Raw genomic sequence first — 24,038 nt, forward strand, 5'->3', positions numbered from 1 at the left:
CTTGTATGCACAAGATGTCACTGCGTGTCTCCGTCGCCGTCATTGGCATCGGTATCTGTGCCAAATTCGGTCTGCACAATTTTGGCGTCATACCCCTGTTCGCACAACCAGCGCGAAAACACCGATGTGTAGCCGTGGGTGACGAAAATCCTTTCTGCCCCCGTTGCTTTGATGGCGTCGTTCAGACCTGCCCAATCTGCATGATCCGAAACAATGAACCCGCGATCTGCTGCCCGCCTGCGGCGCACGCCGCGCATCGCCATCCAGCCGGATGCAAAGGCGCTGGACGAAGGTTTGAAACGGCGCGCCCAAGTTGAATTCAGCGCCGAAGGTGTGGCCAAAACCAGCGCGCCTTTGTGGGCTTTGACGTCGAGGTCGGGGGTCACTAATGTGGTGTCTGGCAGCGTGATCCCCTGAGCGCGCAAAATGGCGTTGGTGTTTTCGATGGCGCCGTGCGTTAAAATGGAACCGATGCTTGGATCAACTGTGCGCAACAGGCGTTGCGCCTTGCCGAGCGCGTAACAGGACATCAGCGAGAAGACCCCGTTTGCAGCATTGCCCGCCCACCAATCATTAATCTGACCCGCCAAAATGTCCTGCGGGGTCCAGTTGAAAACCGGCAATCCAAACGTGGATTCGGTGATGAAGGCGTGGCATGGGACGGGTTCAAACGGTTCTGACAGCCCGTCGTCGACGGTTTTGTAATCGCCCGATGCGACCCAGATTTCGCCTTTGTGTTCGACGCGGATTTGCGCCGATCCCGGGACGTGACCTGCGGGATGAAACGATACGTTGACACCATTGTGGGCCGTGACTTCGCCGTATTTGACGGTGTCGATCTGCACATCACCCAAGCGGTGCTGCATAACGGGGGCGGCGGTTTTCGTTGCAACATATGATCCCATCCCGACGCGCGAATGATCGGCGTGGCCGTGGGTGATCAGCGCCCGGGGCACAGGCAACCACGGGTCGATGTGGAAATCGCCTGCCGCGCAATAGATGCCCTCGGGCGTGAAGGTGAGGAGGTCTGACATGTTGCAATGGTAGTGCGCCTTGTGCAGGAAGGAAGCCCGTTTTTTTTGGCCAAGATGAACGGGCGAGGTTGTTCTGCCTTCGGTGATGTGGTCGCTTGGCGTCAACAAGGGAGAGTGTGATGCGAACAGCGAATTTACGGGCACGGGTGTTGGGGCGAGAGCGGCTGGCGAGTACATTTGTTAAAACTGCCGAGGTCACGGTGATTGAGGTTCTGGCGACATCTGGCCTCGATTTTATTGTGCTGGACGGAGAACATTGCGGGTTTGATCGTGGGCGCTTGGATGCCTGCCTTGCAGTGTGTCGCGCGCTGGATTTTCCTGCCTTGGTGCGGATTTCATCTGGCACTGACGAAAATATCCTGATGGCGTTGGATGCTGGGGCCGTTGGGGTCGTGGTACCGCATGTTGATAGCGTGCAAAAGGCGCAAGCGATTGCAAAAGCTGCACATTTCGGGCGTGGAGGACGCGGATTTGCCGGATCGACCCGTTGGGCTGGCTTTGCGACGCGCCCCATGGGGGACGTGTTGGATCAGGATGTGCAAACCATCGTCATGGCGCAGATCGAAGAGCCCGAAGGTGTTGAGGTCTGCGATAGAATCGCGGCCATTGACGGGATTGATGCATTGTTTGCGGGACCTGCCGATCTGTCAGTCGGATACGGGCACCGGACACAAGATAACCCTGACTTGCCGATGGCATTGAAGCGGATTAGTCAGGCCTGCGCCGACAACGGCAAAGGTTATGTGACGTGGGTGCCGGACGCGGGAAAGGCTGCGGAGTGGGCGAATTATGGCATGACAGGGTTTGTCGTGGCGTCAGAACATACGTGGATGCGCCAAGGGGCTGCAGAAGCAGCCACAGGCATTCACAAAATTCCTTAGGCCATTTCAGGCGTTTGTGCATTGAAAAGGTCTGCTGCGCCGTCAAGAACGCCGTTGCGGATCGCTGGTATTTCCATCAAAACTTCATGGCGGGCGTTTTCCAGTACGACGAGCTTGCCATGCGGCCATTGGTCCATGCGTTGATAGACGCGTGCGGAATCGACAATCTCTTCTTGGGTGCCGAGGAACGTGACACATGGCAGATCTGGTGAGGGGCGCTGCGACAGCAGGCGCATTTCGCGCAGTGATTCGTTGAGCCAATGCAGCGACGGGCCGCCCAATGCGAGATCGGGGTGGGTTTTGAGCTGGCGTTGCAACAGATCGAAGCTGGACGCGTCCGATGTAAGGGTGTTTTCATCCGCCGTGGCGCGCAAAACGTAGGTCTCAGCCTGCTGACCGGGGGCAAGTAGGCCAGAAAAGCCCAACGGCTTGCTGACTGAACTGAGGCCCCAAGCGATGGGGCGCAGCGCGGCGGACATTTTGATTCCCCACATCGGGGAGGTAAAGACGGTGGATTTTACCGGCAGGCCTTCGTACAGAGATCGCAACCCGATGCAGCCGCCCATGGAATGGCCAAGCAAATGATACGGTTCCGGCAGGTTGAGGGATTTGACGTGAGCAAGCATTGCTTTCACATCGAGTTGGTAGTCTTCAAACGCGTCGACATGTCCCACTGCGCGGTTTTCCAACAAACGATCCGCAATGCCCTGGCCGCGCCAATCTAATGCGACACAAGCGTAGCCACGTTTGCCAAAATCCAGCGCCGTGCGGCCATATTTTTCGACGTATTCTGTGCGGCCTGGAAAGATCAAAATCGTCCCCTTGGCGGCCACGACAGGCCAATGGCCAATCCGAATACGGACCCCGTCCACGGTTAACAACCAATGGCATATCCCGTCGGTATTTCCTGCGATGTCAACGTGGTAGGGGGCCGTATCCAGCATTTTAGCTCAACACTCCGGCGAGTTTCATCGCGAGACCCATGTCGCCATCGACTGACAACTTGCCCGTCATGAACGCCGACGTCGGGTTCTGTTCGCCGTCAAGGATCGCCTTAAACGTCTCAGCATCGGCGGAGAGCGTGACATCTGCGTCATCATCGGATGCGCGCGCACCAGTGCCATCGATGACAATCGTGCCTTCGCCTTCGATGTCGAATTTCGCGGTGCCGTCAAAGCCGTCTGTGCCCATTTTGGCGTTTAATGCGATGACGGCTTCGTTGATTACGTCGCTCATAATGTGGATCTTCCTTTGTTATGACCCCGAATTTGTGAACGGGTTTGTGCCATGGGGCCACTGGTACCTTGCGCGTGATGCGCTACACTGTCCATTATGGGCATTAACAAACACCTGCACAAATCTATCGTCGCGGCACTTTTATTGGGAGTATGGTTTTCCACACCCGCCAGTGCCCAGTCTTTGATGGATTCCGAACGTTTGGACCTGTTGTTTGAGCAATTGCTTGAGGCTGAGCCGGACGAAGCGGACCGTATCGAAGGTCAGATTATCACCGAGTGGGGCAAATCAGGCTCTGCGGCGATGGATTTGCTGTTTCGACGGGGCGAAGACGCGATGGAAGCGGGCACACCTGATGTGGCAGTGCAACATTTCACCGCTTTGGTCGATCATGCGCCGGATTTCGCCGAAGGCTATAATGGGCGGGCGTCTGCGTATTATCAGCTGGAGCTTTACGGCCCTGCGATTGATGATTTGCGACAGGTTTTGGTGCTGGAACCGCGCCATTTCGGGGCGATGACGGGCGTTGCGGTTGTGCTGGAAGAAATCGGTCGGCCAGAGGACTCGCTGGAGGTTTGGCGCCGCGTTGAGATGCTCGTGCCGACCGACCCAGAGGTTGCGGCGATGATAGACCGGTTGGAAATCCAACTTCAGGGCAAAACGATCTAATTTCATTTCAGAGAGTATGTAAAATGACCACCCGAGATGGCCAACGGGGGCGGGTAATTGCCGTTTTGGGCCCTACGAACACGGGCAAAACCCACTATGCGATTGAACGTATGCTGGCACACCGCACAGGTGTGATCGGCCTGCCGTTGCGACTATTGGCACGTGAGGTTTATGATAGGATTGTCGCCGTGCGTGGCCCCAGTGTTGTGGCGCTGGTCACGGGCGAAGAACGTATTGTGCCGCCGCGTGCCAAATACTGGGTCTGCACAGTTGAGGCGATGCCACAGGATATTGGTGCAGATTTCGTTGCAATTGATGAAATTCAACTTTGCGCCGATTTGGATCGTGGGCATGTGTTTACTGACCGGTTGTTGCGCATGCGCGGGTTGCACGAGACGTTATTTATGGGCGCTGAAACCATGTGGGGTGCAATTGCGTCTATGGTGCCAGAAGCTGATTTCGTAAAACGAGAACGATTTAGCACGCTCACTTATACAGGTTCCAAAAAGATAAGTCGCATGCCTCCAAGATCGGCAATTGTCGGGTTTTCGGTTGAGAATGTGTATGCCATCGCAGAGCTGTTGCGCCGCCAGAAGGGCGGTGCAGCGGTTGTGATGGGGGCGTTAAGTCCGCGAACGCGCAACGCACAGGTCGAAATGTATCAAAACGGTGATGTGGACTATCTGGTGGCGACGGATGCCATCGGGATGGGTTTGAATCTGGATATCGACCATGTCGCGTTTTCGAGCATTACAAAATACGATGGCCGCCGGATGCGGCATTTGATGCCAAATGAACTGGCACAGATTGCGGGCCGCGCAGGACGGTACATGAATAAGGGCACGTTTGGTGTGACGGGGGACGCGCCGACGCTCGACGATGATGTGGTTCAAGCCATTCAGAACAATCAGTTCGCCCCTGTGAAGAAACTGCAATGGCGCAATGCGCGGCTGCAATTTGGATCGGTGGGTCGTTTGATCCAGACGTTGGAAGAGCGCACGGATGATCCTTGGCTGTCGCGTGTGCGCGAAAGTGATGATTTGGGGGCGTTAAAGGCTGTGTCGGCGGACGCCGAAGTGGGCGCGCGCGCGACAGACGGGCCGTCAGTGCAATTGCTGTGGGACGTCTGCCGCATACCCGATTTTCGCGGGATAAGTAACGTCGAACACGCGCAACTTTTGACCGATATCTACAACTTTTTACACCAATCGGGGCGGGTTCCTGACGAGTGGCTGGCGGTGCGCGTGAACCGGATTGACCGCACGGACGGGGACATCGATGCGCTGTCGAAACGGTTGGCATATATCCGCACATGGACCTACGTGGCGCAACGCAAAGGCTGGGTCGGTGACGAAAGCCATTGGCGTGAGACAACGCGGGCTGTAGAAGATCGACTATCGGACGCGTTACACGACCGTCTGACAGCAAGATTTGTGGATCGGCGAACAAGTGTTTTGCTTCGCCGACTCAACCAAAAGGAGGGCCTCGTGGCCGACGTAAACGAGACTGGTGAAGTGACTGTCGAAGGACAGTTTGTTGGTAAAATTGAAGGATTTAGGTTCCGTCAGGACCAGAATGCGACTGCTGAGGAAGCGAAAACCATTCGCGCAGCGTCCATTCAGGCGCTGGCGCCGCAGTTCCATCTGCGCAGCGATCGGTTCTATAATGCGCCGGACACGGAAATTGATTTCACCGAACAAGGTGGATTGATGTGGGGGTCTGCTGCTGTCGGCAAGCTGGTGCGTGGCGATGATGCGCTGAAACCGAAAGTCGTCGCGTTTGTTGATGATGAGGCAGGCACTGACGTGGCTGAAAAGGTTCAACGCCGCTTGCAGCACTTTATCGACCGCAAAATCGCGACTGCGTTCGAGCCGATGAAGAAAATGCAAAACGACGATACATTGACCGGATTGGCCAAGGGTTTTGCGTTCCGTCTGGCGGAATGTTTCGGTGTGGTGCCGCGCGGTGATGTTGCCGATGAGGTCAAAGCGCTTGAACAAGATGCCCGTGGCGCATTGCGCAAACACGGTGTTCGGTTCGGCCAGTTTACCATCTTTATGCCGCTGCTGCTGAAGCCTGCGCCGACGCGTTTGCGTTTGGTTTTGTGGTCTCTTTCCAAAGGCTTGCAGGACTTCCCAGAAGCCCCGCCGCCTGGATTGGTAACCGTTCCGACCACGCAAGGACTTGAGGCTGGTGCATGGGCGATGTCGGGGTATCGCGCCGCGGGAGAGCGCGCGATTCGAATCGATATGCTGGAACGTCTGGCCGACATGCTGCGCGATCAAAACACACGGGCAGGGTTCGAAGCGACACCAGATATGTTGTCGATTACCGGAATGACTTTGGAGCAATTCGCCGATCTGATGGGTGGTCTTGGATACAAGGCCGAAAAAGGTGAGCGTGAAAAAGTGCGCGCCGCAGTTCCAGTTCCAGACCCAGTTCCGGACCCAGATCCGGCCACAGGCAAAGAGCCAGTCCAACAGCCAGAAACCGCGCCTGTCGATATGATCATCGACGAAACCACACCCGCAGCCGCGCAAGACGACGTACCTGTTGGCAGAGCTGATGATCTGACCAGTGATCCGGCTTTAACGTCGACGGATGTGTCGGTCGAGACGCCAACGCAAACGGAAAGCCCTGTCGACTCGCCGGCTGACGTTGCCCAAAACACGTCTGAAGAGCTTGTGAAGCAGAGCGACAGCGCCGCGCCTGTAGAAACAGAGGTCTTTTATACGTTCGCCTGGGCACCCAAGCGTCCGGCTAACCGCCCCCAAGGTGACAAGCCACAACGCAAAGGCCCGCCAAAAGGCAAACGCGGTGCGAAGCCTGCGCAGGACAACAAGACGCAGTCTTTTTCGGCGCGACCACCGAAGAAAGAAAAGGCGATTGATCCTGACAATCCATTTGCCGCCGCTTTGGCAGGGCTGCGCAAGGATTGAGCGAAACGGCCGCACCTACCCTTCGTATAGACAAATGGCTCTGGCATGCGCGGTTTTTCAAATCGCGCGGGCTGGCGGCCGATCTGGTCAAATCGGGACGGATCAGGGTTGATGGCACGCCGGTGTCCAAGCCAAGCCGCGCAGTTGCTCTGGGCGCCGTGCTGACATTTCCAAAAGATGACGAAGTGCGGATTGTCAAAGTTTTGGGGCTCGGCGTGCGACGTGGTCCCGCGCCAGAAGCCCAAGCTTTATACGAAGATTTGACCCCAGCGCGCGAGCCGCGAATTAACCCGTTAGAACAAAGAATTGGCGGGCGCCCCACGAAGAAAGACCGCCGCGACATGGACATTCTTAAAGGGTCGCGGTGACGCAGTTGGAATGTCGGGTCTTGAAGGTGGCGCGGGTCGCAGCTACAGACGCTGTGCAACCCAACTGGACGGATTTATGACCTATATCGTCAACGACAGCTGTATCGCCTGCAAATACACCGACTGCGTCGAGGTATGCCCCGTGGATTGTTTCTATGAGGGCGAAAACATGCTGGTGATCCATCCCGACGAATGTATCGACTGCGGCGTGTGCGAACCCGAATGCCCCGCCGACGCGATCCGCCCTGATACAGAGCCGGACATGGAAAAGTGGGTTGAATTCAACCTCAAGTATTCCGAAATGTGGCCCGTCATCATCACCAAGAAAGACCAATTGCCCACCGCCGAAGAAATGGACGGCAAAGAAGGCAAGTTGGACTTGTTTTCCGAAGCCCCCGGTGAGGGCGGATAAAACACCGCAGCGCAGTATTTGCGATATGATGGTGGGAATCAGGCGATTTTTGTGCTATGGACGCATCAATGCCGCGTAATTGCTGATCCAGAAATGACGATGCCGCTGACGGAGACTGATTGTCCCCGCCAGTGTTTTTGTCGTCTGGAGATGCCGCTTTGAGAAAAGGACACCACTCATGGCTAAGAAGAAATACGATTATAGCCCGAACGATTTCGTCGTCTATCCCGCACATGGGGTCGGCAAAGTTGTGTCAATTGAGACGCAAGAAATTGCAGGGTTTGAGTTGGAGATGTTCGTGATCGCGTTCGAAAAGGACAAGATGACGTTGCGAGTGCCAACGAATAAAGCCGAAGAAGTGGGCATGCGATCGCTTGCGTCGACGGATGTTGTGGCTGATTGCATGAAAACCCTGAGGGGCAAGGCGAAGGTCAAAAAGGCGATGTGGTCACGCCGTGCGCAGGAGTATGAACAAAAGATCAATTCTGGCGATCTGATCGCGATCGCAGAGGTCGTGCGCGACCTGCACCGCGCCGATGATCAGCGCGAGCAGAGCTATTCCGAGCGTCAGTTGTATGAAGCCGCTTTGGAACGTCTGACCCGTGAGTTTGCCGCTGTCGGCAACGGCAACGAACTCGAAGCTGGAACAGAGATCACAGATACCTTGCAAAGCCGCGTATCCGCAGCCTAAGCACTGGTAGCTAAAATGAAAAAGCCGCGTCCCAGAGTAAATCTGGGGCGCGGCTTTTTATTTTTTATGAGTGTTTGAGGCGGATGTGAGGCCTTCGCCGCGGCCGGGATTCGTGTTGAGATCGACCCTGCGGGGCGAGTTGTATGCGCCAAGATGAAGCTAGAGTGCGCGGTGGCCAATGTCTGTGCGATAAAAGCCGTCGGGCCAATCGATCTTTTGGGCCCTTGCGTAAGCCTTTGCGTGGGCGTCTTTTAGGGTCGCGCCGCGTGCCGTGACGTTGAGGACACGGCCCCCTGCGGCGACGATCTGGCCGTCTTTTATTGCGGTCCCTGCGTGAAACGTCATTTCGGATGATGTTTCAGACAGGGCGTTCAGATTATTGATCGGCGACCCTTTTTCATAGGCTCCGGGATAGCCTTTGGCGGCCATGACAATTGTCATCGCATGATCGTCGGCCCAGTTTGGCGCAACGTCTGACAGGCGATTATCGGCGCAAGCGTGCAGCAAATCCAGGATTTGGCCGCCAAGCCGCATCATCAACACCTGACATTCCGGATCGCCGAAGCGGACGTTATATTCGACCAGACGCGGCCGCCCGTCTTTGATCATCAGGCCCGCATAAAGGATGCCCTGAAACGGCGTTCCGCGCCTGGCCATTTCAGCCACAGTGGGTTCAACAATGTCGCGCAGCGCTATGGCGACGATGTTGTCCGTCAGAACAGGAGCAGGGGAATAAGCCCCCATACCGCCTGTGTTGGGACCTGTGTCACCATCATAGGCGCGTTTGTGGTCTTGCGCCGAGCCGATGGGCAAGACAGTTTTGCCGTCGCACAGCACGAAAAAGGAGGCTTCTTCGCCATCCATGAAGTCTTCTATCACGACCTCTGCGCCCGCGTCGCCAAACTGACCGCCCAGCATATCGTCAATGGCTGTGTGGGCCGTGGCGATGTCCATCGCAACGACGACGCCTTTGCCAGCTGCCAGCCCATCAGCCTTGACGACAATTGGCACGCCTTGCGCCGTGACATAATCGCGCGCCGCTGTTGCATCGGTGAAATGGCCATAGCGTGCGGTTGGTGCATCACATGCGTCACAGATTGCTTTTGTGAAGGATTTCGACGATTCAAGTTGCGCTGCGGCCTGTGAACATCCAAAAACCACAAGCCCGTTTGCGCGCAAAACATCTGCGACGCCTGCTGCCAGCGGTGCTTCGGGCCCGATAATGACAAAATCAACGGCGTTGTCGGCGCAAAAACCTGCGACCACGTCGCCATCTTCGATATCAAGTGCTGCGCATTCGGCGATTTGGGCGATGCCGGCATTTCCGGGGGCGACGATTAGGCGGTCGCATTTGGGGTTCTGTTTGACGGCCCATGCAAGGGAATGTTCACGTCCGCCGCCGCCCAGTATCAGGATGTTCATGTGCTATTTCCCTTCCGCTCGGCCGACGTTTAAGGTGCGCACAAACGCAGCACAAGGGCACCCAATTTTATGGCAATGGACCTGATCGACGAACCAGAAGCCGCAGGCAACACCCCCGAATTCACGGTGAGCGAGCTTTCGGGTGCGGTGAAGCGTACAATCGAGGGCGAGTTTGGCCATGTTCGTGTCAGAGCAGAGGTTGGCCGTGTGACGCATGCGCGGTCTGGTCATTTGTATTTTGACCTCAAGGATGACCGTAATGTGCTGGCCTGTACTACGTGGAAAGGGCAGGTGGCGGACCTTTCGGTGATCCCCGAGGAGGGGATGGAGGTCGTCGTAAAGGGCCGCATGACGACGTTTGGTAGCCAGTCAAAGTACCAGTTGAACGCAACCGAAGTGGCGGTGGCAGGGGTCGGCGCGCTGATGGCGATGCTCGATAAACGCAAAAAGGCGCTGGAGGCTGAGGGACTTTTTGGCGCTGAGCGCAAGCAAGCGCTGCCGTTTTTACCGGATGTGATTGGGGTGATCACATCGCCCACAGGTGCCGTTATTCGTGACATATTACATAGGCTTAGGGACAGATTTCCCCGCAAAGTGATCGTTTGGCCAGTGGCGGTTCAGGGCAAGGATTGCGCGCCGCAAGTCGCGCGCGCAATTGACGGGTTCAACGCGATGACCAGTGGTGGTGCGCTGCCGCGACCTGATCTAATTATAGTGGCGCGCGGTGGTGGATCGATTGAAGACCTTTGGGGCTTCAATGAAGAAATCGTGGCGCGGGCAACGGCAGCATCAACCATTCCGCTGATTTCCGCCGTTGGGCACGAAACCGACACGACGCTGATTGATTTTGTGTCAGATCAACGTGCACCAACACCGACGGCGGCAGCAGAAATGGCGGTGCCGGTCCGGTTGGAATTAATGGTGGCGGTTGACCAGATGGGCGCGCGGGCGTCGCGGGCGGTAACGGACGGTGTCACGCGGCGCAAACAACGGGTGGCGGATTTGGCGCGGGTATTGCCCAAACCGGAACAGCTGACCGAAGATGCCAAGCAACGCTTTGATTATTTGTCGGAAAAACTTGATGCGGCGTTGATTGGCCGTGTCACAGAGGGCCGTTTGCGTATGGGGGAGGCGTCTGGTCTGCTGCGCCCGTCCGTGCTGGTGAATCGGTTGGCGCAGGGGCGCGAACGCATGTCGGGCTTGGACGCGCGGTTGGGGCCAGCCTTGGGCCGCAAGGCGGCGCAGGCGCAGCGTGATTTGGACGGACAGGCACGCAGGTTGCGCCCTGACGTACTTGCCGTGGCGCAGACACGCGCGGCCAAAGATTTCGCGGTGATGCTACGCCGCATGACAACGGCGTCCCGCACGCAGACGCAAAAACAACGCAGCCGACTTGAGGCGCTGGACCGGATGCGCGAAACATTGGGCTACCGCGAAACGCTGAAACGCGGATATGCTGTGGTGCGCGGCGACGGGGCGGTTGTCACATCGGCGAAGGCGGCAAAGGCGGCCACGACGCTCGACATCGAATTTGCGGACGGGACGATGGCGCCCGCTGGTAAGCCCGCCAAGCTCAAGGTCAAGACACCGCCGCCAGATCAGGGCAGCCTCTTTTAGCTTCTTTGGTTCTTAAATACCTAATTCTTCTCGTGTCAAAACGCGGGGCGCGCTTAGGCTCCAACTCCAGCACAAATCAACGGCACTGCCTCAACCGCTGCATACAGGACCGTCGTGCCAGGGGTGTTCATAAAATCTGCACGGTTTTCGTCTGGTCGTCAGACCATTCACCATTGACGCAATCACCATCCGCAAAGGACCAGATAACGCGACGGTTGGGCACGTGGAATTTGACGCCATACGGCGCATCGCCGACCGAAAATATCAACGTTTTACATTGCACAACTGCTTCAAAGTCACCGGCTGACAGGGGCGAAATCCCTATGCGCCAGCCTCTTGCCACTGGGCCGCGCGGGGGGGCATCACGCGCCGCCACAGGCGTGGATATAGCGCAACACAGGCCATCACGGGCAAGGATTGCGGCAACATCGGCATATCACCTTTCAGTAGCAACGCCGGAAACGGTCTGCCTGGATGGGCATGGTGGTCAGAATGGCGCGGCGCATTCAGCATCAGCGCCGATGACATCAAATGCGGTGCGTTCCACGAATGGCGGGACTCGACGGGTTCGGGTTTGCCAGTGCCCATGATCCGGCGCGACAACCCATAGTGCTGCACGTAATCTGACAACATCAACTGTGTTTGCGCAAAGCCTGACAGGCAAATCGCCGCAGAAACGCCCGTGCCACCGCCAATAAACGCGGCAGTTGCCAGCGCCAATGCCGCACCGAACACATAGGAGAAGTAGGGGTGATGCCACTTCGCGCGACCTGTTCGCGCGATCCGCTGATTTTCTGTCTGCAGTCCGGCGCGAAATCCACCCGTCCAAGCCCGCGCGAAGAAGCGATAGAAACTCTCCCCTCGGCGCGCTGTACTGGGGTCGCTTCGGGTGCCCCGACCTGGACATGGTGCACCAAGGTGTGCGCGGACGTATGGTGCCCAAACAGCATCGAAATGTAGACCCATCGCCCTGCGCGGCGCAGCCCGCGTCCGGGGCGGTGGATCAGTTCATGGGCGTTAGAATTGCTCACCTGGCCCATGAACATCCCCGCCCCCGCGAACACGGCCAGCTTTTCCCAAAGCACAAGCCCGCTGAGCGCCGCGATGACCAGCAACCACTGCGAAAAACGCGCCACCGCCGGTGTCATTGACAGCCCGTCGGCGGCGGGAAATTTGTCACCGTCAACAGTGGCCAGCGTTCTGGTGATCAAATGATCAAGACTGGCAGTCAGCGCGGTCATCCAGATCAACCCCGCAACGGCCCATAAACCACCCCACACAGCCCCAATTGCAATCAATGCGGCCCTATCAACGTGACAGTCATGAAGATTAGCATCGGATTGCGCATTAACATATTTTTAATATAGCTAATCTCCGTCTAATACAGATCAAAGTTGTGCAAAATTGGCGCGACATGGGGTTCCAAGCGAGGCCCAGATGTGGAATTTTCATGGTCGCGGGTTTCGTCCGCGCATTTGGGCCATTAAGTGTAGCCAAAGTCTTATCCGGAGCCCGCAATGGCATTTTTCAAAAAGCTCAAAGATCGAATGTTTAAATCCTCGTCGAAAATCGAGGAGGGGTTGGATGCCATCGTGGAAGATGGCGGCGTCGAAGAGGACGTCAGTGCATCCAAACCGATTGATCTGGCGGTCAGTGATGCGGGACAAATCCAAGTGCAGGCGCAGGCTGCATTGGACGTACAAGCGGTTGTGGTCGCCGAGGAGGAGGCGCGCGACGCTGAGCGAAAGGGTCAGGCAGAGGCCGCACACCGAGAAGCCGAGATTTCTGAGCGCGAAGCCGGCGCCCGCGCAGGCGCCGAACACGCTGAACAAGTGCGGATTGCTGCCGAAAAAGATGCACGACAGGCGGCGCAAGTTGAGGCTGATAGAAAGACAATGCAAGCAGCACAATCCGCAGCAGACGCGGCGGAAGTTGCGCGTTTGCAGGCCGAGCGCGCAGCGCACGAAGAAGCTGCCCGCATTGTGGAAAGTGAACGTCAAGCACAGGAGGCCAAACGCGCTGAGGCGCAGCGGCAAGCCGAAGCTGAACGCCTTAAAATAGCCGCCCGCGCTGCGCAACAAGACCGTCTAGCAGCCGACGCGCTTCGCGCCGAAGACTCCAAACTAGAAAACGAAGCGCGCGAGGCTGAATTGGCCCGTCAAGCTGACGTCGCGGCGGCCGAGGAAACGGAGCGTGCCTCCGAACAGCGCCAAGCAGAGGCCGCGCGTCGGGCCGAAGATGTGCGGCTTGAGGTGGAGCGTGAGGCGCAAGAAAAAGCCGCCAAGCCGGGTCTGATCGGGCGTATGTTGGGGCGCGGCGAAAAGAAAACCGTTGTGCGCCGCGAACTTGATGACGATATGCTCGAGCGTCTTGAGGAGTTGTTGATCAGTGCTGACATGGGCGTCGACACCGCACTTCGCGTGACGTCGAATATGGCCGAAGGTCGCTTTGGAAAACGGCTTTCTACCCAAGAAATCAAAGAGCTGCTGGCCGCTGAAATTACCCGTGTCATGGAACCGGTTGCGCGGCCCCTACCGCTGTATCCGACCAAGCCGCAGGTCGTGTTGGTTGTCGGCGTGAACGGGTCGGGCAAGACGACAACGATAGGCAAGCTCGCCAGTCAATTTCAAGCGGCGGGCAAAAAGGTGGTGATCGCGGCAGGGGACACGTTCCGCGCCGCAGCCGTCGAACAATTGCAGGTCTGGGGGGATCGCGCGGGCGTGCCGGTGTTGACCGCGCCCCAAGGCAGCGATCCGGCGTCGCTGGCATACGATGCGATGGAACAGGCCGCGCGCGACGGTGCAGATTTGTTGATGATCGACACCGCAGGCCGATTGCAAAACCGTGCAGATCTGATGGAAGAGCTGCAAAAGATTGTCCGCGTTATCCGCAAGAAAGACCCTGACGCACCGCACAACACCTTGCTGGTTTTGGATGCCACTACAGGACAAAACGCGCTGTCGCAGGTGAAGACGTTCCAAGAGCTTGCCGATGTGACTGGATTGATCATGACCAAGTTGGATGGCACGGCCAAGGGCGGCGTTCTGGTGGCATTGGCGGACAAGTTCGGCCTGCCGATCCATGCCATCGGGGTTGGGGAACAGATCGACGATCTCGCGCCGTTTGATCCTGAAGATTTTGCCGCAGCATTGACTGGGTTGGACCGATGAAGCACGCATTTTTGGCCGCAATTTTGATGCTGTCGTCCCCTGCCACTGCGCAAGACCGCATGACCCTCGCGCAGTGCACAGGCAGTTGGGCGGCGCTTGAAGCAATGATCGGCGTGCGCGTCAGTGGCGCAGATATCGTGGCCGACGATGCGGGCTGGTGCCTGATTTTGAACGCTACATTCGACATTGATGACCGCACAGGTATGCGACTGGCGTCACTGAGCTGGCGGGCGTCTGATATCGAACGATTTATCGATGACGGTCTGCCACCACGCATGATTGAAGTCGTTGGAAAAGGGATCGGGATGGTCGCCCAAACCGGCGATCCGGTCTTTGATTATCTGTTCGGGTTGCAAACCTCACAGCCGTGGGCAGGGTTCGGGCTGACGGCACGCTGGGACGGCGTGCAGAACGCGGTACTGGTTGATTCCGCCTATATCGATCTGTCTGCGGAAAACCGGATCGAAGCCACTGCGCGCATTGATGGCGTGAATCTGACAGACCGGACAACGATGCAGATGAGTGTGGGGGCCATGGGGTTGCGCGATCTGAGCATAAATTCGGAATTTTCCGGATGGTTTGAGACCTATTTCGCCATGTCGCTTGGCACAATGCTGCTTGATGGCACCGCCGGTGCGCCCGACGCACAGGTCGAAGCGATGCAAGTGCAAGTGATTGAAAATATAGCGCAAGTCCCTGACAGCATCATGCCGAAGACTGCCCGCGACGCGCTGTCGGCGTTCGTGACGTCCCTGCCGCATCCACGCGGTGAAGCACAGTTGCAGTTTAGCGCCGACCCAAGTTTTGGCGCCACACGTCTGGCGCCGTTTGCGATGCTGCCAGACCGACCGAGCGTGCAGCAGATTGTTGAACTTGGTCTGAATGGCGTGTTGTTGTTGTTCACGTGGACGCCAAAAGCGGAAACGCCGTGAAGTGCCTATTTTTAGCTGCGATGCTGGCCTTTGCGACGCTACCTGCGTTGGCGTTGGACAGATGACGCCGTCCCGCCACTTGGGTTGCAGATGCGTGTGCGCGGGCTCAACCCAGATGAAATGCAGGATGGGGGCAAGACGGATCGCCCAATGGTCAGTGTGGATATGACTTTGCGCCAAGAACCTGCTGCGGGCCAAGTGATCGTTGAACGCGCGGTGATGCAGAACGATGCGGACGATATTTTTGCCTTTTCGGGCGTGTTTGAACGGGTGTTTTTGTCGTCACCATCAATGATGCAAGTGTCGATGGGGTCTGCCTCATTCAAGGCTGGACCGGTTGTCGACGCTGATTGGAGCCCCGCTGCGCAGGTCTCGGACTGATGTCTTGGGGGAGATTGTAAGGTGGCTGACTGGCTCATCAATCTGGCGGGGACGCCCGAGGGCGCGCGGCTGGCGACGGCGCTGGCATTGATGTCAGCTGTGGCGCACGCTGTGTTCGGGGCGCTACAAAAAGGCCGGCATGATCCGTGGTTGATGCGTGGATCAATCGATGCGTCGCTTGTGCTGATTTCCGCGCCTGTGGCGTTGTTCATGGTGCCGTGGCCCAATGCGACCACGTTTTTGATTCTTTTGGGCGCGGTGGTCGTGCACTTTGCCTATAAAATGACGGTGGCGCTGGCCTATGAACGGGCGGCGTATACGGTGGTTTATCCAGTCATTCGCGGCACCGGGCCGGTGGTAACGGTGCTTGCGGCGAGCCTGTTATTTCAGGAACATTTTACCGTGCTGCAATGGGTCGGCGTGGCCTGTTTGTCGGGCGCGATGCTGCTGCTGGCGCTGCGCAATATGGCCGCTGAACAGGTTGATTTACGTGGGCTTAAGATCGGGCTGATCTGGGCCGCTGCTGGTGGCTTGTTGGTGGCGGTTTATACGGTCTATGACGCCTATGGTATCCGCCAAAGCCCTGATCCGTTTACGTTTTTAGCTTGGTTCTTTGTCTTGACGGCCTTGGATTTTCCCATTCTGGCAGCGTTTAGATATCGCCGCACGGGGGCGCCTGGTGGGCTGGGGTCATTACTGGCGCGCGGGTTTGCTGGCGCGCTGATTGCTTGGGTCAGTTTTGGTGGTGTGATGCTGGCGACGCGGCTGGGCAGTGTCGGGGAGGCAGCGGTGCTGCGCGAAACGTCAACCGTGTTTGCTGCCCTTATCGGTTGGTTCGTTTTGGGTGAAACAGTTGGTCCGCGTCGGTTAATCTTGATGGCTTTCATCGCTTTGGGGGCTGTAATGGTCCAAATTGGGGGATAAGTGAAAGATATGAATGAAAAAACCGTAAATCCCGTACTGAAACAGGTCCTCGAATTGGGGCCGACTGTCATATTCTTCCTGATTTATCTGCGCATCAAGGACGAGGTCTATACCTTTGGTGGCACCGATTATTCAGGCTTCATTGTCGCCACGATTGTGTTTGTGCCAATTCTTCTATTGGCGATGGGGGCTTTGTGGATTCTGACTGGAAAGCTCAGCCGGATTCAGGTTTTTACAGCGTGTATGGTGATCTTTTTTGGTGCTTTAACAGCCTGGTTCAATGACGAGCGGTTTTTCAAAATGAAGACATCCATCGTCAATGGGCTGTTCGCCGTTATTCTTGGGATTGGTCTTTTGCGTGGCAAAAGTCTTTTGCAATATGTCATGGGCGATATGATTCCGATGGAACAGGAAGGCTGGATGATCCTGACCAAGCGGCTGGCGTTCGGGTTCGCGGTTCTGGCCATGGCAAACGAAGTTGTCTGGCGTACTATGTCGACGGATGCTTGGGTGAAGATTGAAACATTCGCGTTTCCGGCCGCGTTATTCCTGTTCCTTTGGGCACAGATCGTGATGTTGCAGAAATATGTGATCGAACCGGATGGCCCTAACCCCTAACCGCTAGCCCCTAGAGCAATTCGGTGAAAGTGGCGCGTTGAGGCGGGCGGGCGCGCGTTGATTTGCGGAGGGAATAGCGAATCTGGTCGAGTGCGCGGGCAGACAGATTGTAGTCGAAAACCAGACCTATTTTGCCGATCCTGATCCAGCGGACTTTGGCCGGCGTGCGGTTGCCATTGTGAATAAATTCGACCTGTTCGTCTAATGCAATGTCATTCATGCCGACAACGCAGGCGCCGGTTTCGCTGATGTTGGACACGACACATTTATGTTCAGTTGCGCCATGGCGTATGGCGATCGGATAGTTCGTTGCATATCGCCGCGCTCTAAATGTCATGGCCAGATACTCCCCAAAATCGGTACTACACTGCAGGGCACTTTTAGGGGGCGAATCTGAATAATGTGTTAGCTGCGCTTAAAAAGGGTGTCCTGCGTGGTTTTACTGCCTTTGAAATCACCGCGTTTTTCGGCCGCCACGGCGCGCCCTTTCTGGACGCCCGCGCGGGCGGTAACGTCATCGAGCCAGCGTTTCAGATTGGGTTTGTCATCCAGTGTTTGTTGCTGGCCTTGCCAAAGTGATGCCCAGCCCCAGATCGACATATCGGCGATAGAATAGAAATCACCTGCGACGAATTCATAATTGGTAAGTTGGCGATCCAATACGCCATAAAGGCGTGCAGTTTCAGTTCGGTAGCGGTCTTTCGCATATGGGATATCCTGCGGCGGATCCATGTTAGGTGCATATTTCAAGAAATGATGCGCTTGTCCGGCCATCGGGCCAAGGCCGCCCATTTGCCACATCAACCACTGATCAACAGCGATGCGATCCCTCTCTGTTGGTCCGCCGAATTGACCGGTTTTACGCACGAGATATTGCAGGATCGCGCCGGATTCAAAGATCGAAATCGGCGCACCGTCTGGCCCGTCTGGATCGGTGATGGCGGGCATGCGATTGTTGGGGGCAACGACCAGAAAATCGGGCTTGAACTGATCACCTGCACCGATGTCGATCAGATTGACGCGGTAGGGCAGATGCATTTCTTCAAGTGCGATTGTGACTTTCCAGCCGTTGGGCGTGGGCCAGTAATAGAGATCAATCATGATGCGGGCTCCTTTGGTGTGACAATGACGGATGGCGAAGTGAGAGCAAGGGGTGTTGACGACGTCGCGGGGCGGGCGTATCCCGAAGTCAGTGGCGATTTGTTACCGGATTGCGGGCCACTTAAAAAACTCCGCTAAAAAGGGAACGGGTCAGCCCCGATACCTTTTGCCGGTGTCGGGGTTTTGTCGTTCTGGAAGAACGCAGATCGAAAACGTCCTAAGAGGATATGTGAGATGAAAAACTGGAAGAAGCGCACCAAAGCAGTGCACGCGGGCACACGGCGCAGCCAGTATGGCGAAGTCAGCGAAGCAATTTTTCTGACGCAGGGCTTTGTTTATCCGACGGCTGAAGCCGCCGAAGCGCGGTTTGAAAACCTAGGCGCCGACGAATTTATTTATGCCCGCTACGGTAACCCCACCGTGCGTATGTTTGAAGATCGCATGGCCGCGTTGATGGACTACGAGGACGCCTTCGCGTGTTCTTCGGGCATGTCAGCCGTGAGTGGGGCGTTGATGGCCCTGTTGAAGGCGGGCGATCATGTGGTGTCGTCGCGCGCGCTGTTCGGGTCGTGTCTATACGTGCTTGAGGACATTCTGGCGCGTTTTGGGGTCAACATCACGTTGGTGGACGGCACAGATAATGCCGCATGGGACGCGGCGATTGGGCCTGATACGACGCTGGTGTTTCTTGAGAGCATTTCAAACCCAACGTTGGAAGTCGTTGATTTACAACATGTTTGCGCCGTAGCACACAAGTCTGGCGCATTGGTCTTGGTGGACGATGCAATGGCCACGCCAATCCATTCTTATGCCGCCGATTGCGGTGCCGATATTGCCATCGTGTCGACCACCAAACACGTTGACGGGCAGGGGCGGATGCTGGGCGGGATCATCACGGGCAGCCGTGATCTGATCCGTGGACCCATCGAAGCATACATGAAACATACGGGCGGTGCGATGAACCCGTTTACCGCGTGGACCCACCTTAAGGGATTGGAAACGCTCGATTTGCGGGTCGCTCAGCAATCCGTCACGACAATGGCGATTGCGACTGCGCTGGACAGCCATCCCAAAATCAGCGCCGTGCGGTATCCGACCCATTCAGCGCACCCGCAGCACGAATTGGCCCGTGCGCAGTCTGACACGGGTGGCACTGTTGTTGCGTTTGAAGTCAAGGGCGGCAAAGACGCCTGTTTCAAGTTCCTCAATGGGTTGGAATTATTTACGATCTCAAATAACTTTGCTGATGCAAAATCTATCGTCACCCATCCCGCGACGACTACGCATCAGCGATTGCCACAAGCACAAAAGGACCTGCTGGGGATTTCGGGCGGCTTGGTGCGGCTTTCGACTGGGCTTGAGGACGCTGGCGATCTGATCGATGATTTGCTGGCGGCGCTGGACGCGGTCTAGGGTCGTGATTCGTGCGATTTGAACTGCTGGCGTTCTCGGACGAATGGGGCCATCCTTTTGATCTAAAGCCGTTCAAAACCCGTATCAGGAGAACGTTAAGGTGGAAAAAGACCGCACACATCCCCATTTAGATGTTCTGCGTGCTGTGCCTAAGGGGAATGCGATGAATATTCAGTCCAAAGATCTTAATCGTGATTTAACCCATGAAGACGCAGCAGAGGCACTGGCCTTGTTGCGCAACTGGGCGGGGCAGGTGACAGACGAAGAAGTTGCCGCCCTCGATCCGCTGGTGTCACGTCTGGTGCCGGGCCGTGAGGTATCGAATTACCCCGCACTGGCACGCGCCTACCCCGAAGAATTTGAAGTGGATGACGTCTATAAGGCGTCAATGCCAGACCTGCAAAACGGTCCCAGCAGCCTGATCAAAGGCGCAAAGCGTGCTATCCAGCATGTCGGGATTAGTAATTTTCGTCTGCCGATCCGTTTTCATACCCGTGTCGGAAAATCTGTTGGCGATGATCTGACGCTTGAAACATCCGTTACCGGCACTGTCAGCCTTGAGGCGGAAAAGAAGGGCATCAACATGTCCCGTATCATGCGCACGTTTTACAAACATGCCGAAGAAACGTTCAGTTTTGAGGTCATCGATGCGGCACTCGACGCTTATAAGACCGATCTGGACAGTTTCGACGCCCGTATCATGATGCGAATGTCGTTCCCGATGAAGGTGGACAGCCTGCGGTCCGGCCTTGCGGGGTATCAGTATTACGACATCGCGCTTGAACTGATTGAAACAGGTGGTCAGCGCAAAAAGATTGTGCACCTTGATTATGTCTATTCATCAACCTGTCCGTGTTCGTTGGAACTGTCAGAACATGCGCGTCAGTTCCGTGGCCAACTGGCCACGCCACATTCGCAGCGCAGCGTCGCGCGCGTGTCGGTTGAATTGGCCCCTGAGGGTGATGTTTTATGGTTTGAAGACCTGATTGATATCTGCCGCGCGGCGGTGCCGACAGAAACCCAAGTCATGGTCAAACGCGAAGACGAACAGGCGTTTGCCGAACTCAACGCGGCCAATCCGATCTTTGTGGAAGACGCCGCGCGCCTGTTTGCGCAAAAGCTGCAATCAGATGCGCGCGTCGCCGACTACCGCGTCATTGCCAGCCATCAAGAAAGCCTGCACAGCCATGACGCCGTGTCTGTGCTGACCGAAGGCACGACGTTTGATGCGGAATCGCTGGACCCACGGTTGTTTGCATCGCTGTTTCATGTGGGGTGACGCGACACCGCCGCGAGCGACGCGGGGTCATGCGGGCAACGTCCGCAGTCCGCAGCGCTCTCAACTGATCGACGCAACACATGCATTAAAACGCTCTGCGGGGTCTCTTTTCCAGCGTCATACAAGGCCGCTCATTGAACTCTCAGGCGATGGCACTCGGCGTTGCTTGACTATGTATCGCCAATTCTGTGCCTTTTGGGACGTACTGCCGCAGTAGACGGTTGGTATGCTCGGTTGTGCTGCGTTGCCACGCATTGCCCCCTTTTGGGATATCGCTTTGCATACCCTGCCAAGCAGTGGATAACTGCACTGATTTTACCAGCATGGCGACCCTCACGTGGGTTCAGGACACCGGCTTAGATTGGCACTATATTGCGCCTCTCCCCCTCTCGGCGATGCATGCATCGCCTGTTGGGTAATAGATGAATGCCTCAACGAAACCCTATTTGGGACATTGCATAATGCCCGAGAAACGCTTGATGAATGGCAGGAGGGTTATAACTGTCGCAGGCCGCATTCAGCATTGGGCAGTGGATCCCACGCAACAATGTCAGACTGAGCTGCGCGGTATTGAGCATACGCAACTGTCTAAATACGACCGTTGCGTGCGTTCATTGCATGCCCCGGAAAGCAAGCCGCAACACATTTGCAATGACACCATTAGGGACACCTTCTTTTTGCATACGCATCGCCGCCCCGTTTAGGGCGTCATAGAAAAGGGCTGCAACATCGGTCGGGATGTCCGTCCTGAATTCGCCTCTCGACTTTGCCCGTTCGATCCAGGCTGCGTAATTGCCCAGAACGTCTTGCCGCATCTGATCCACCTTTTCGCGGGTCATTGTGCCCAGTTTGTTGCTTTGGGCGCGCATGGCGACGTGAAGGCACCCGCTGGGCAAACCAAGTGCTGCGCGGTCTTGAGTCGTAAACGCAATAAGCGCGGCTTGCGCATCTTCAAATTCTTGATCCTGCTGAAGAATTTCAAACAACGGTTGCAGCGCTAAGGTGCTGTAGACCTCTAACGTCGCCAGCTTAAGGCCATCGTCGCTGCCAAATTCCCGATAAATCCCCGGCTTAGATGCCCCAGTCAGCGTACAAATCTCTCCGATTGCGACGTCTGTCGGCCCTTTTGCCCAATATTGCATTAGAGCCGTTTGGAGCACATGATCGCGGTTCAGTGTCTTTGGGCGACCTCGGACGGGCGGACTCTCCGGCATCATTTCGTACCTCTTAGTACTTTATAATTGACCTAAATATTACGTACCTCTAGATACGAAATAAATCAAACAAGCGCTAGTCTGCTCAAAGGAGAACACGAATGTCTCAAGATCCAATTGGACTTCTAGGCCGCATGAACGCGGCCAGTTTGATGCTGGTTACGCCAGAGTACTTCAAGGTGCGGGCCGCGCGCACAAAAGGCGCGTCAAAAATCAGATATGAACCCGCGAACTTCAAAATGAAGCCTGCGTTTATGACACTGGATGGGGTCAAGATCCGCACTGCAAAAGGCGGCAATCCAGATGGGCCAACCGTCTTGTTCCTAAGCCCCTTACCGCAGAGCATCCTATGTTACGACAAGATTTGGGGGGCATTGTCCGACGAGGCCAGCCTGATTGCTCTCGATATGCCCGGTTTTGGGCGTAGCGAAGGCGACATGAGCTACATGACCTTCGCAGCCCAAAGCGCATTTCTAGAAAAATTTATATTAGAAAAAGGGCTTAGAGATGTCCATATCGTCGCCCCCGACGTCGCTATGCCTGTGGCTTTGCACTATGTGGTACATCGCGACCACAGGGCAAAGAGCCTTCTCATTGGTGACGGACCTGGTATTTTACCTTCAACCGACGGCAGTCTCGTTAAGAAGATTGTACATTCTGGTTTCTGGAGGCTCATGGTCAACATGACTGGCTCCCGCGCCTTTATCGCGGGCGCGAACCAGCTTGGGTATTTGCATTATCGCCCTAACGCTGAAGAAGTCGCAGACTATGTGGCGTCCTATTCTGGTCGTATCAGCCAAGTCTCGCAGTATTTTAAAGGCTATCCTGAAGGGTTGAGCGCCATCGACCCGCATCTTGAAACGCTTGATGTGCCGGTTCATGTGTTTTGGGGCGATCAAGACGCGTTCCTGACGACTGATAACGCTCAGCGGTTGCACAAGCGTATCCCCAAAAGTGCGCTGACGATTTTCAAGAATTGCGGCCATTTCTGTTACCAAGATCAAGGCGTGGAGTTTACCCAGCTTGTGAGCAAGTGGATCGGCGGCGGATATCGGATGGGTGAAGAGGATGGCTGATATCGTCTACGTATCCATCACCGGGCTGCGGCTGAAAAAGGTGTGGCATGCGCCCGTGTTCTGGCGTCATGCAACGGCGTCCATGTCGCAAGCAAAGGCGGCGGAGGGATGTCTGTCAGCGGACGCGCGCACTATCGACGGTGTGGATCACACCCTCAGCGTCTGGACATCACGCGACGCGATGCGGGCGTATCTCACAAAGGGAGCACACCTGAATGCTATGAAAACGTTCAAGAGGATCGCAACGGGTAAGGTTTATGGCTTTGAGACTGCGACTGTTCCCGACTGGCCGCAGGTTCACAGGCTTTGGTTAGATGAAGGCAAGAATGTTTGATGGCGTAAAATACTTAATGCCGGCTTATTGCGGGTCAAAAACATTTTCAGCAGATGCAGCATAGGCCAGTTTTGTCAGGCGGCTTCAACCGGTTGACGCAACACTTTAATCTTTTTGAAAAGATGGCGTGTGCCCTATGAAGTACCGTCGCCGCGTGTTTTTCACCGGCAAACAGAAGTCGGATATCTGGGATCACTGGCAACGTGGGGGGGGGCGATGAACTCGGCTGGACGTAGGTTTAATCGCTCATTATCGTCGATTTAGTCGCTCCTTGCACACACTGGTGGCATCCGTCCACCAGACTGGGTGCGGTCTCGTCTCGCTCTG

26 protein-coding genes, 1 pseudogene and 1 riboswitch are annotated in these 24,038 nt (G+C 56.2%); of the genes and pseudogenes, 18 read left to right on the forward strand and 9 right to left on the reverse strand.

The features are described from left to right. Window positions 1-17: 17 nt before the first annotated feature. Window positions 18-1,034 carry a ligase-associated DNA damage response exonuclease gene (locus OAN307_RS07715; RefSeq protein WP_044044553.1) on the reverse strand — a complete coding sequence of 339 codons (1,017 nt, stop codon included), beginning with the start codon at window positions 1,032-1,034 and terminating at the stop codon, window positions 18-20. A 119-nt stretch (window positions 1,035-1,153) separates the two neighbouring features. Between OAN307_RS07715 and OAN307_RS07720 the strand changes: the two genes are divergently transcribed. After that, on the forward strand, window positions 1,154-1,915 hold the full coding sequence (locus OAN307_RS07720) for an HpcH/HpaI aldolase family protein (RefSeq protein WP_015499222.1): 762 nt from the start codon (window positions 1,154-1,156) through the stop codon (window positions 1,913-1,915). Here OAN307_RS07720 and OAN307_RS07725 read toward each other — a convergent pair. Next, the gene (locus OAN307_RS07725) at window positions 1,912-2,859 is read right to left on the reverse strand and encodes an alpha/beta hydrolase (RefSeq protein ID WP_015499223.1); all 948 of its coding nucleotides are present in this window, start codon (window positions 2,857-2,859) and stop codon (window positions 1,912-1,914) included. The genes OAN307_RS07720 and OAN307_RS07725 overlap by 4 nt on opposite strands. A gap of 1 nt (window position 2,860) precedes the next feature. Next, window positions 2,861-3,151, reverse strand: coding sequence for an SCP2 sterol-binding domain-containing protein (locus OAN307_RS07730; RefSeq protein ID WP_015499224.1), 291 nt, complete (start codon window positions 3,149-3,151; stop codon window positions 2,861-2,863). A 186-nt stretch (window positions 3,152-3,337) separates the two neighbouring features. Between OAN307_RS07730 and OAN307_RS07735 the strand changes: the two genes are divergently transcribed. The 5 genes from OAN307_RS07735 to OAN307_RS07755 all read left to right on the forward strand — a co-directional run bounded on the left by OAN307_RS07735 (window position 3,338) and on the right by OAN307_RS07755 (window position 8,230). Continuing rightward, entirely contained in the window at window positions 3,338-3,820 is a 483-nt protein-coding gene (locus OAN307_RS07735; protein ID WP_245540994.1) for a tetratricopeptide repeat protein, read from the forward strand. Window positions 3,821-3,843: 23 nt separating this feature from the next. Continuing rightward, entirely contained in the window at window positions 3,844-6,759 is a 2,916-nt protein-coding gene (locus OAN307_RS07740; protein WP_015499226.1) for a helicase-related protein, read from the forward strand. Further along, on the forward strand, window positions 6,756-7,127 hold the full coding sequence (locus tag OAN307_RS07745; protein ID WP_015499227.1) for an RNA-binding S4 domain-containing protein: 372 nt from the start codon (window positions 6,756-6,758) through the stop codon (window positions 7,125-7,127). Before OAN307_RS07740 ends, OAN307_RS07745 begins: the two co-directional genes overlap by 4 nt. 76 nt (window positions 7,128-7,203) lie before the next feature. Continuing rightward, complete coding sequence (fdxA, locus tag OAN307_RS07750; RefSeq protein WP_044044554.1) at window positions 7,204-7,539, forward strand: ferredoxin FdxA; 336 nt, start codon at window positions 7,204-7,206, stop codon at window positions 7,537-7,539. Between the two features lie 178 nt (window positions 7,540-7,717). Further along, a complete protein-coding gene (locus OAN307_RS07755) occupies window positions 7,718-8,230 on the forward strand; it encodes a CarD family transcriptional regulator (RefSeq protein ID WP_015499229.1) in 513 nt (170 codons plus the stop codon). A 159-nt stretch (window positions 8,231-8,389) separates the two neighbouring features. Here the strand turns inward: OAN307_RS07755 and purD are convergent, their stop codons facing one another. Continuing rightward, on the reverse strand, window positions 8,390-9,652 hold the full coding sequence (gene purD / locus OAN307_RS07760; protein ID WP_015499230.1) for a phosphoribosylamine--glycine ligase: 1,263 nt from the start codon (window positions 9,650-9,652) through the stop codon (window positions 8,390-8,392). Window positions 9,653-9,727: 75 nt separating this feature from the next. Here purD and xseA point away from each other — a divergent pair, with 75 nt between their 5' ends. After that, the gene (gene xseA / locus OAN307_RS07765; RefSeq protein ID WP_015499231.1) at window positions 9,728-11,269 is read left to right on the forward strand and encodes an exodeoxyribonuclease VII large subunit; all 1,542 of its coding nucleotides are present in this window, start codon (window positions 9,728-9,730) and stop codon (window positions 11,267-11,269) included. A gap of 321 nt (window positions 11,270-11,590) precedes the next feature. Here the strand turns inward: xseA and OAN307_RS30910 are convergent, their stop codons facing one another. Then, entirely contained in the window at window positions 11,591-12,235 is a 645-nt protein-coding gene (locus tag OAN307_RS30910) for a fatty acid desaturase (protein WP_333783201.1), read from the reverse strand. Window positions 12,236-12,307: 72 nt separating this feature from the next. On the opposite strand from OAN307_RS30910, the gene OAN307_RS30915 reads away from it, so the two are divergent. From OAN307_RS30915 to OAN307_RS07800, 6 genes are all read left to right on the forward strand, one after another. Then, window positions 12,308-12,484, forward strand: coding sequence for a hypothetical protein (locus tag OAN307_RS30915; RefSeq protein ID WP_333783202.1), 177 nt, complete (start codon window positions 12,308-12,310; stop codon window positions 12,482-12,484). Between the two features lie 680 nt (window positions 12,485-13,164). Further along, window positions 13,165-14,439 (forward strand): signal recognition particle-docking protein FtsY, encoded by a 1,275-nt coding sequence (gene ftsY / locus OAN307_RS07780; RefSeq protein WP_245541042.1) that lies wholly within the window; start codon window positions 13,165-13,167, stop codon window positions 14,437-14,439. After that, the gene (locus OAN307_RS07785) at window positions 14,436-15,371 is read left to right on the forward strand and encodes a hypothetical protein (protein WP_015499233.1); all 936 of its coding nucleotides are present in this window, start codon (window positions 14,436-14,438) and stop codon (window positions 15,369-15,371) included. Before ftsY ends, OAN307_RS07785 begins: the two co-directional genes overlap by 4 nt. Before the next feature lie 30 nt (window positions 15,372-15,401). Beyond that, the gene (locus tag OAN307_RS07790; protein ID WP_015499234.1) at window positions 15,402-15,752 is read left to right on the forward strand and encodes a hypothetical protein; all 351 of its coding nucleotides are present in this window, start codon (window positions 15,402-15,404) and stop codon (window positions 15,750-15,752) included. A 21-nt stretch (window positions 15,753-15,773) separates the two neighbouring features. Next, entirely contained in the window at window positions 15,774-16,676 is a 903-nt protein-coding gene (locus OAN307_RS07795) for a DMT family transporter (RefSeq protein WP_015499235.1), read from the forward strand. Window positions 16,677-16,685: 9 nt separating this feature from the next. Continuing rightward, window positions 16,686-17,294 carry an inner membrane-spanning protein YciB gene (locus OAN307_RS07800; RefSeq protein ID WP_015499236.1) on the forward strand — a complete coding sequence of 203 codons (609 nt, stop codon included), beginning with the start codon at window positions 16,686-16,688 and terminating at the stop codon, window positions 17,292-17,294. Window positions 17,295-17,304: 10 nt separating this feature from the next. Here the strand turns inward: OAN307_RS07800 and OAN307_RS07805 are convergent, their stop codons facing one another. Further along, window positions 17,305-17,631 carry a PilZ domain-containing protein gene (locus OAN307_RS07805; protein ID WP_015499237.1) on the reverse strand — a complete coding sequence of 109 codons (327 nt, stop codon included), beginning with the start codon at window positions 17,629-17,631 and terminating at the stop codon, window positions 17,305-17,307. Window positions 17,632-17,699: 68 nt separating this feature from the next. Continuing rightward, on the reverse strand, window positions 17,700-18,395 hold the full coding sequence (locus OAN307_RS07810) for a glutathione S-transferase N-terminal domain-containing protein (protein ID WP_015499238.1): 696 nt from the start codon (window positions 18,393-18,395) through the stop codon (window positions 17,700-17,702). Between the two features lie 81 nt (window positions 18,396-18,476). Further along, window positions 18,477-18,554, forward strand: a riboswitch (SAM riboswitch). A 75-nt stretch (window positions 18,555-18,629) separates the two neighbouring features. On the opposite strand from OAN307_RS07810, the gene OAN307_RS07815 reads away from it, so the two are divergent. Then, entirely contained in the window at window positions 18,630-19,808 is a 1,179-nt protein-coding gene (locus OAN307_RS07815; protein ID WP_015499239.1) for an aminotransferase class I/II-fold pyridoxal phosphate-dependent enzyme, read from the forward strand. Between the two features lie 163 nt (window positions 19,809-19,971). Beyond that, window positions 19,972-21,087, forward strand: coding sequence for a GTP cyclohydrolase FolE2 (folE2, locus tag OAN307_RS07820; protein WP_187292558.1), 1,116 nt, complete (start codon window positions 19,972-19,974; stop codon window positions 21,085-21,087). Between the two features lie 60 nt (window positions 21,088-21,147). Here the strand turns inward: folE2 and OAN307_RS29775 are convergent. Beyond that, a pseudogene (locus OAN307_RS29775) lies at window positions 21,148-21,337 on the reverse strand (IS30 family transposase); the annotation flags it as partial. A gap of 87 nt (window positions 21,338-21,424) precedes the next feature. On the opposite strand from OAN307_RS29775, the gene OAN307_RS31175 reads away from it, so the two are divergent. After that, window positions 21,425-21,646 (forward strand): integrase core domain-containing protein, encoded by a 222-nt coding sequence (locus OAN307_RS31175; RefSeq protein ID WP_083902931.1) that lies wholly within the window; start codon window positions 21,425-21,427, stop codon window positions 21,644-21,646. Between the two features lie 52 nt (window positions 21,647-21,698). Here the strand turns inward: OAN307_RS31175 and OAN307_RS07825 are convergent, their stop codons facing one another. After that, on the reverse strand, window positions 21,699-22,229 hold the full coding sequence (locus OAN307_RS07825) for a TetR/AcrR family transcriptional regulator (protein WP_245540996.1): 531 nt from the start codon (window positions 22,227-22,229) through the stop codon (window positions 21,699-21,701). 173 nt (window positions 22,230-22,402) lie between these two features. Between OAN307_RS07825 and OAN307_RS07830 the strand changes: the two genes are divergently transcribed. Both OAN307_RS07830 and OAN307_RS07835 read left to right on the forward strand, forming a co-directional pair. After that, window positions 22,403-23,377: an alpha/beta fold hydrolase gene (locus OAN307_RS07830; RefSeq protein ID WP_015499243.1), complete on the forward strand. Its 975-nt coding sequence runs from the start codon at window positions 22,403-22,405 to the stop codon at window positions 23,375-23,377. Then, entirely contained in the window at window positions 23,370-23,711 is a 342-nt protein-coding gene (locus OAN307_RS07835) for a hypothetical protein (RefSeq protein ID WP_015499244.1), read from the forward strand. Before OAN307_RS07830 ends, OAN307_RS07835 begins: the two co-directional genes overlap by 8 nt. Window positions 23,712-24,038: the final 327 nt, after the last annotated feature.

The sequence above is a fragment of the Octadecabacter antarcticus 307 genome (genome assembly GCF_000155675.2).
Lineage (GTDB): Bacteria > Pseudomonadota > Alphaproteobacteria > Rhodobacterales > Rhodobacteraceae > Octadecabacter > Octadecabacter antarcticus.

Bases quoted from the DNA above. Each gene is read 5' to 3' on its own strand.
- OAN307_RS07715 (WP_044044553.1), bottom strand. From the start codon at position 1,034: ATGTCAGACCTCCTCACCTTCACGCCCGAGGGCATCTATTGCGCGGCA.
- OAN307_RS07720 (WP_015499222.1), top strand. From the start codon at position 1,154: ATGCGAACAGCGAATTTACGGGCACGGGTGTTGGGGCGAGAGCGGCTG.
- OAN307_RS07725 (WP_015499223.1), bottom strand. From the start codon at position 2,859: ATGCTGGATACGGCCCCCTACCACGTTGACATCGCAGGAAATACCGAC.
- OAN307_RS07730 (WP_015499224.1), bottom strand. From the start codon at position 3,151: ATGAGCGACGTAATCAACGAAGCCGTCATCGCATTAAACGCCAAAATG.
- OAN307_RS07735 (WP_245540994.1), top strand. From the start codon at position 3,338: ATGGATTCCGAACGTTTGGACCTGTTGTTTGAGCAATTGCTTGAGGCT.
- OAN307_RS07740 (WP_015499226.1), top strand. From the start codon at position 3,844: ATGACCACCCGAGATGGCCAACGGGGGCGGGTAATTGCCGTTTTGGGC.
- fdxA (WP_044044554.1), top strand. From the start codon at position 7,204: ATGACCTATATCGTCAACGACAGCTGTATCGCCTGCAAATACACCGAC.
- OAN307_RS07755 (WP_015499229.1), top strand. From the start codon at position 7,718: ATGGCTAAGAAGAAATACGATTATAGCCCGAACGATTTCGTCGTCTAT.
- purD (WP_015499230.1), bottom strand. From the start codon at position 9,652: ATGAACATCCTGATACTGGGCGGCGGCGGACGTGAACATTCCCTTGCA.
- xseA (WP_015499231.1), top strand. From the start codon at position 9,728: ATGGACCTGATCGACGAACCAGAAGCCGCAGGCAACACCCCCGAATTC.
- OAN307_RS30910 (WP_333783201.1), bottom strand. From the start codon at position 12,235: ATGGGTCTACATTTCGATGCTGTTTGGGCACCATACGTCCGCGCACAC.
- OAN307_RS30915 (WP_333783202.1), top strand. From the start codon at position 12,308: ATGAACATCCCCGCCCCCGCGAACACGGCCAGCTTTTCCCAAAGCACA.
- ftsY (WP_245541042.1), top strand. From the start codon at position 13,165: ATGCAAGCAGCACAATCCGCAGCAGACGCGGCGGAAGTTGCGCGTTTG.
- OAN307_RS07785 (WP_015499233.1), top strand. From the start codon at position 14,436: ATGAAGCACGCATTTTTGGCCGCAATTTTGATGCTGTCGTCCCCTGCC.
- OAN307_RS07800 (WP_015499236.1), top strand. From the start codon at position 16,686: ATGAATGAAAAAACCGTAAATCCCGTACTGAAACAGGTCCTCGAATTG.
- OAN307_RS07805 (WP_015499237.1), bottom strand. From the start codon at position 17,631: ATGACATTTAGAGCGCGGCGATATGCAACGAACTATCCGATCGCCATA.
- OAN307_RS07810 (WP_015499238.1), bottom strand. From the start codon at position 18,395: ATGATTGATCTCTATTACTGGCCCACGCCCAACGGCTGGAAAGTCACA.
- OAN307_RS07815 (WP_015499239.1), top strand. From the start codon at position 18,630: ATGAAAAACTGGAAGAAGCGCACCAAAGCAGTGCACGCGGGCACACGG.
- folE2 (WP_187292558.1), top strand. From the start codon at position 19,972: ATGAATATTCAGTCCAAAGATCTTAATCGTGATTTAACCCATGAAGAC.
- OAN307_RS07825 (WP_245540996.1), bottom strand. From the start codon at position 22,229: ATGCAATATTGGGCAAAAGGGCCGACAGACGTCGCAATCGGAGAGATT.
- OAN307_RS07830 (WP_015499243.1), top strand. From the start codon at position 22,403: ATGTCTCAAGATCCAATTGGACTTCTAGGCCGCATGAACGCGGCCAGT.
- OAN307_RS07835 (WP_015499244.1), top strand. From the start codon at position 23,370: ATGGCTGATATCGTCTACGTATCCATCACCGGGCTGCGGCTGAAAAAG.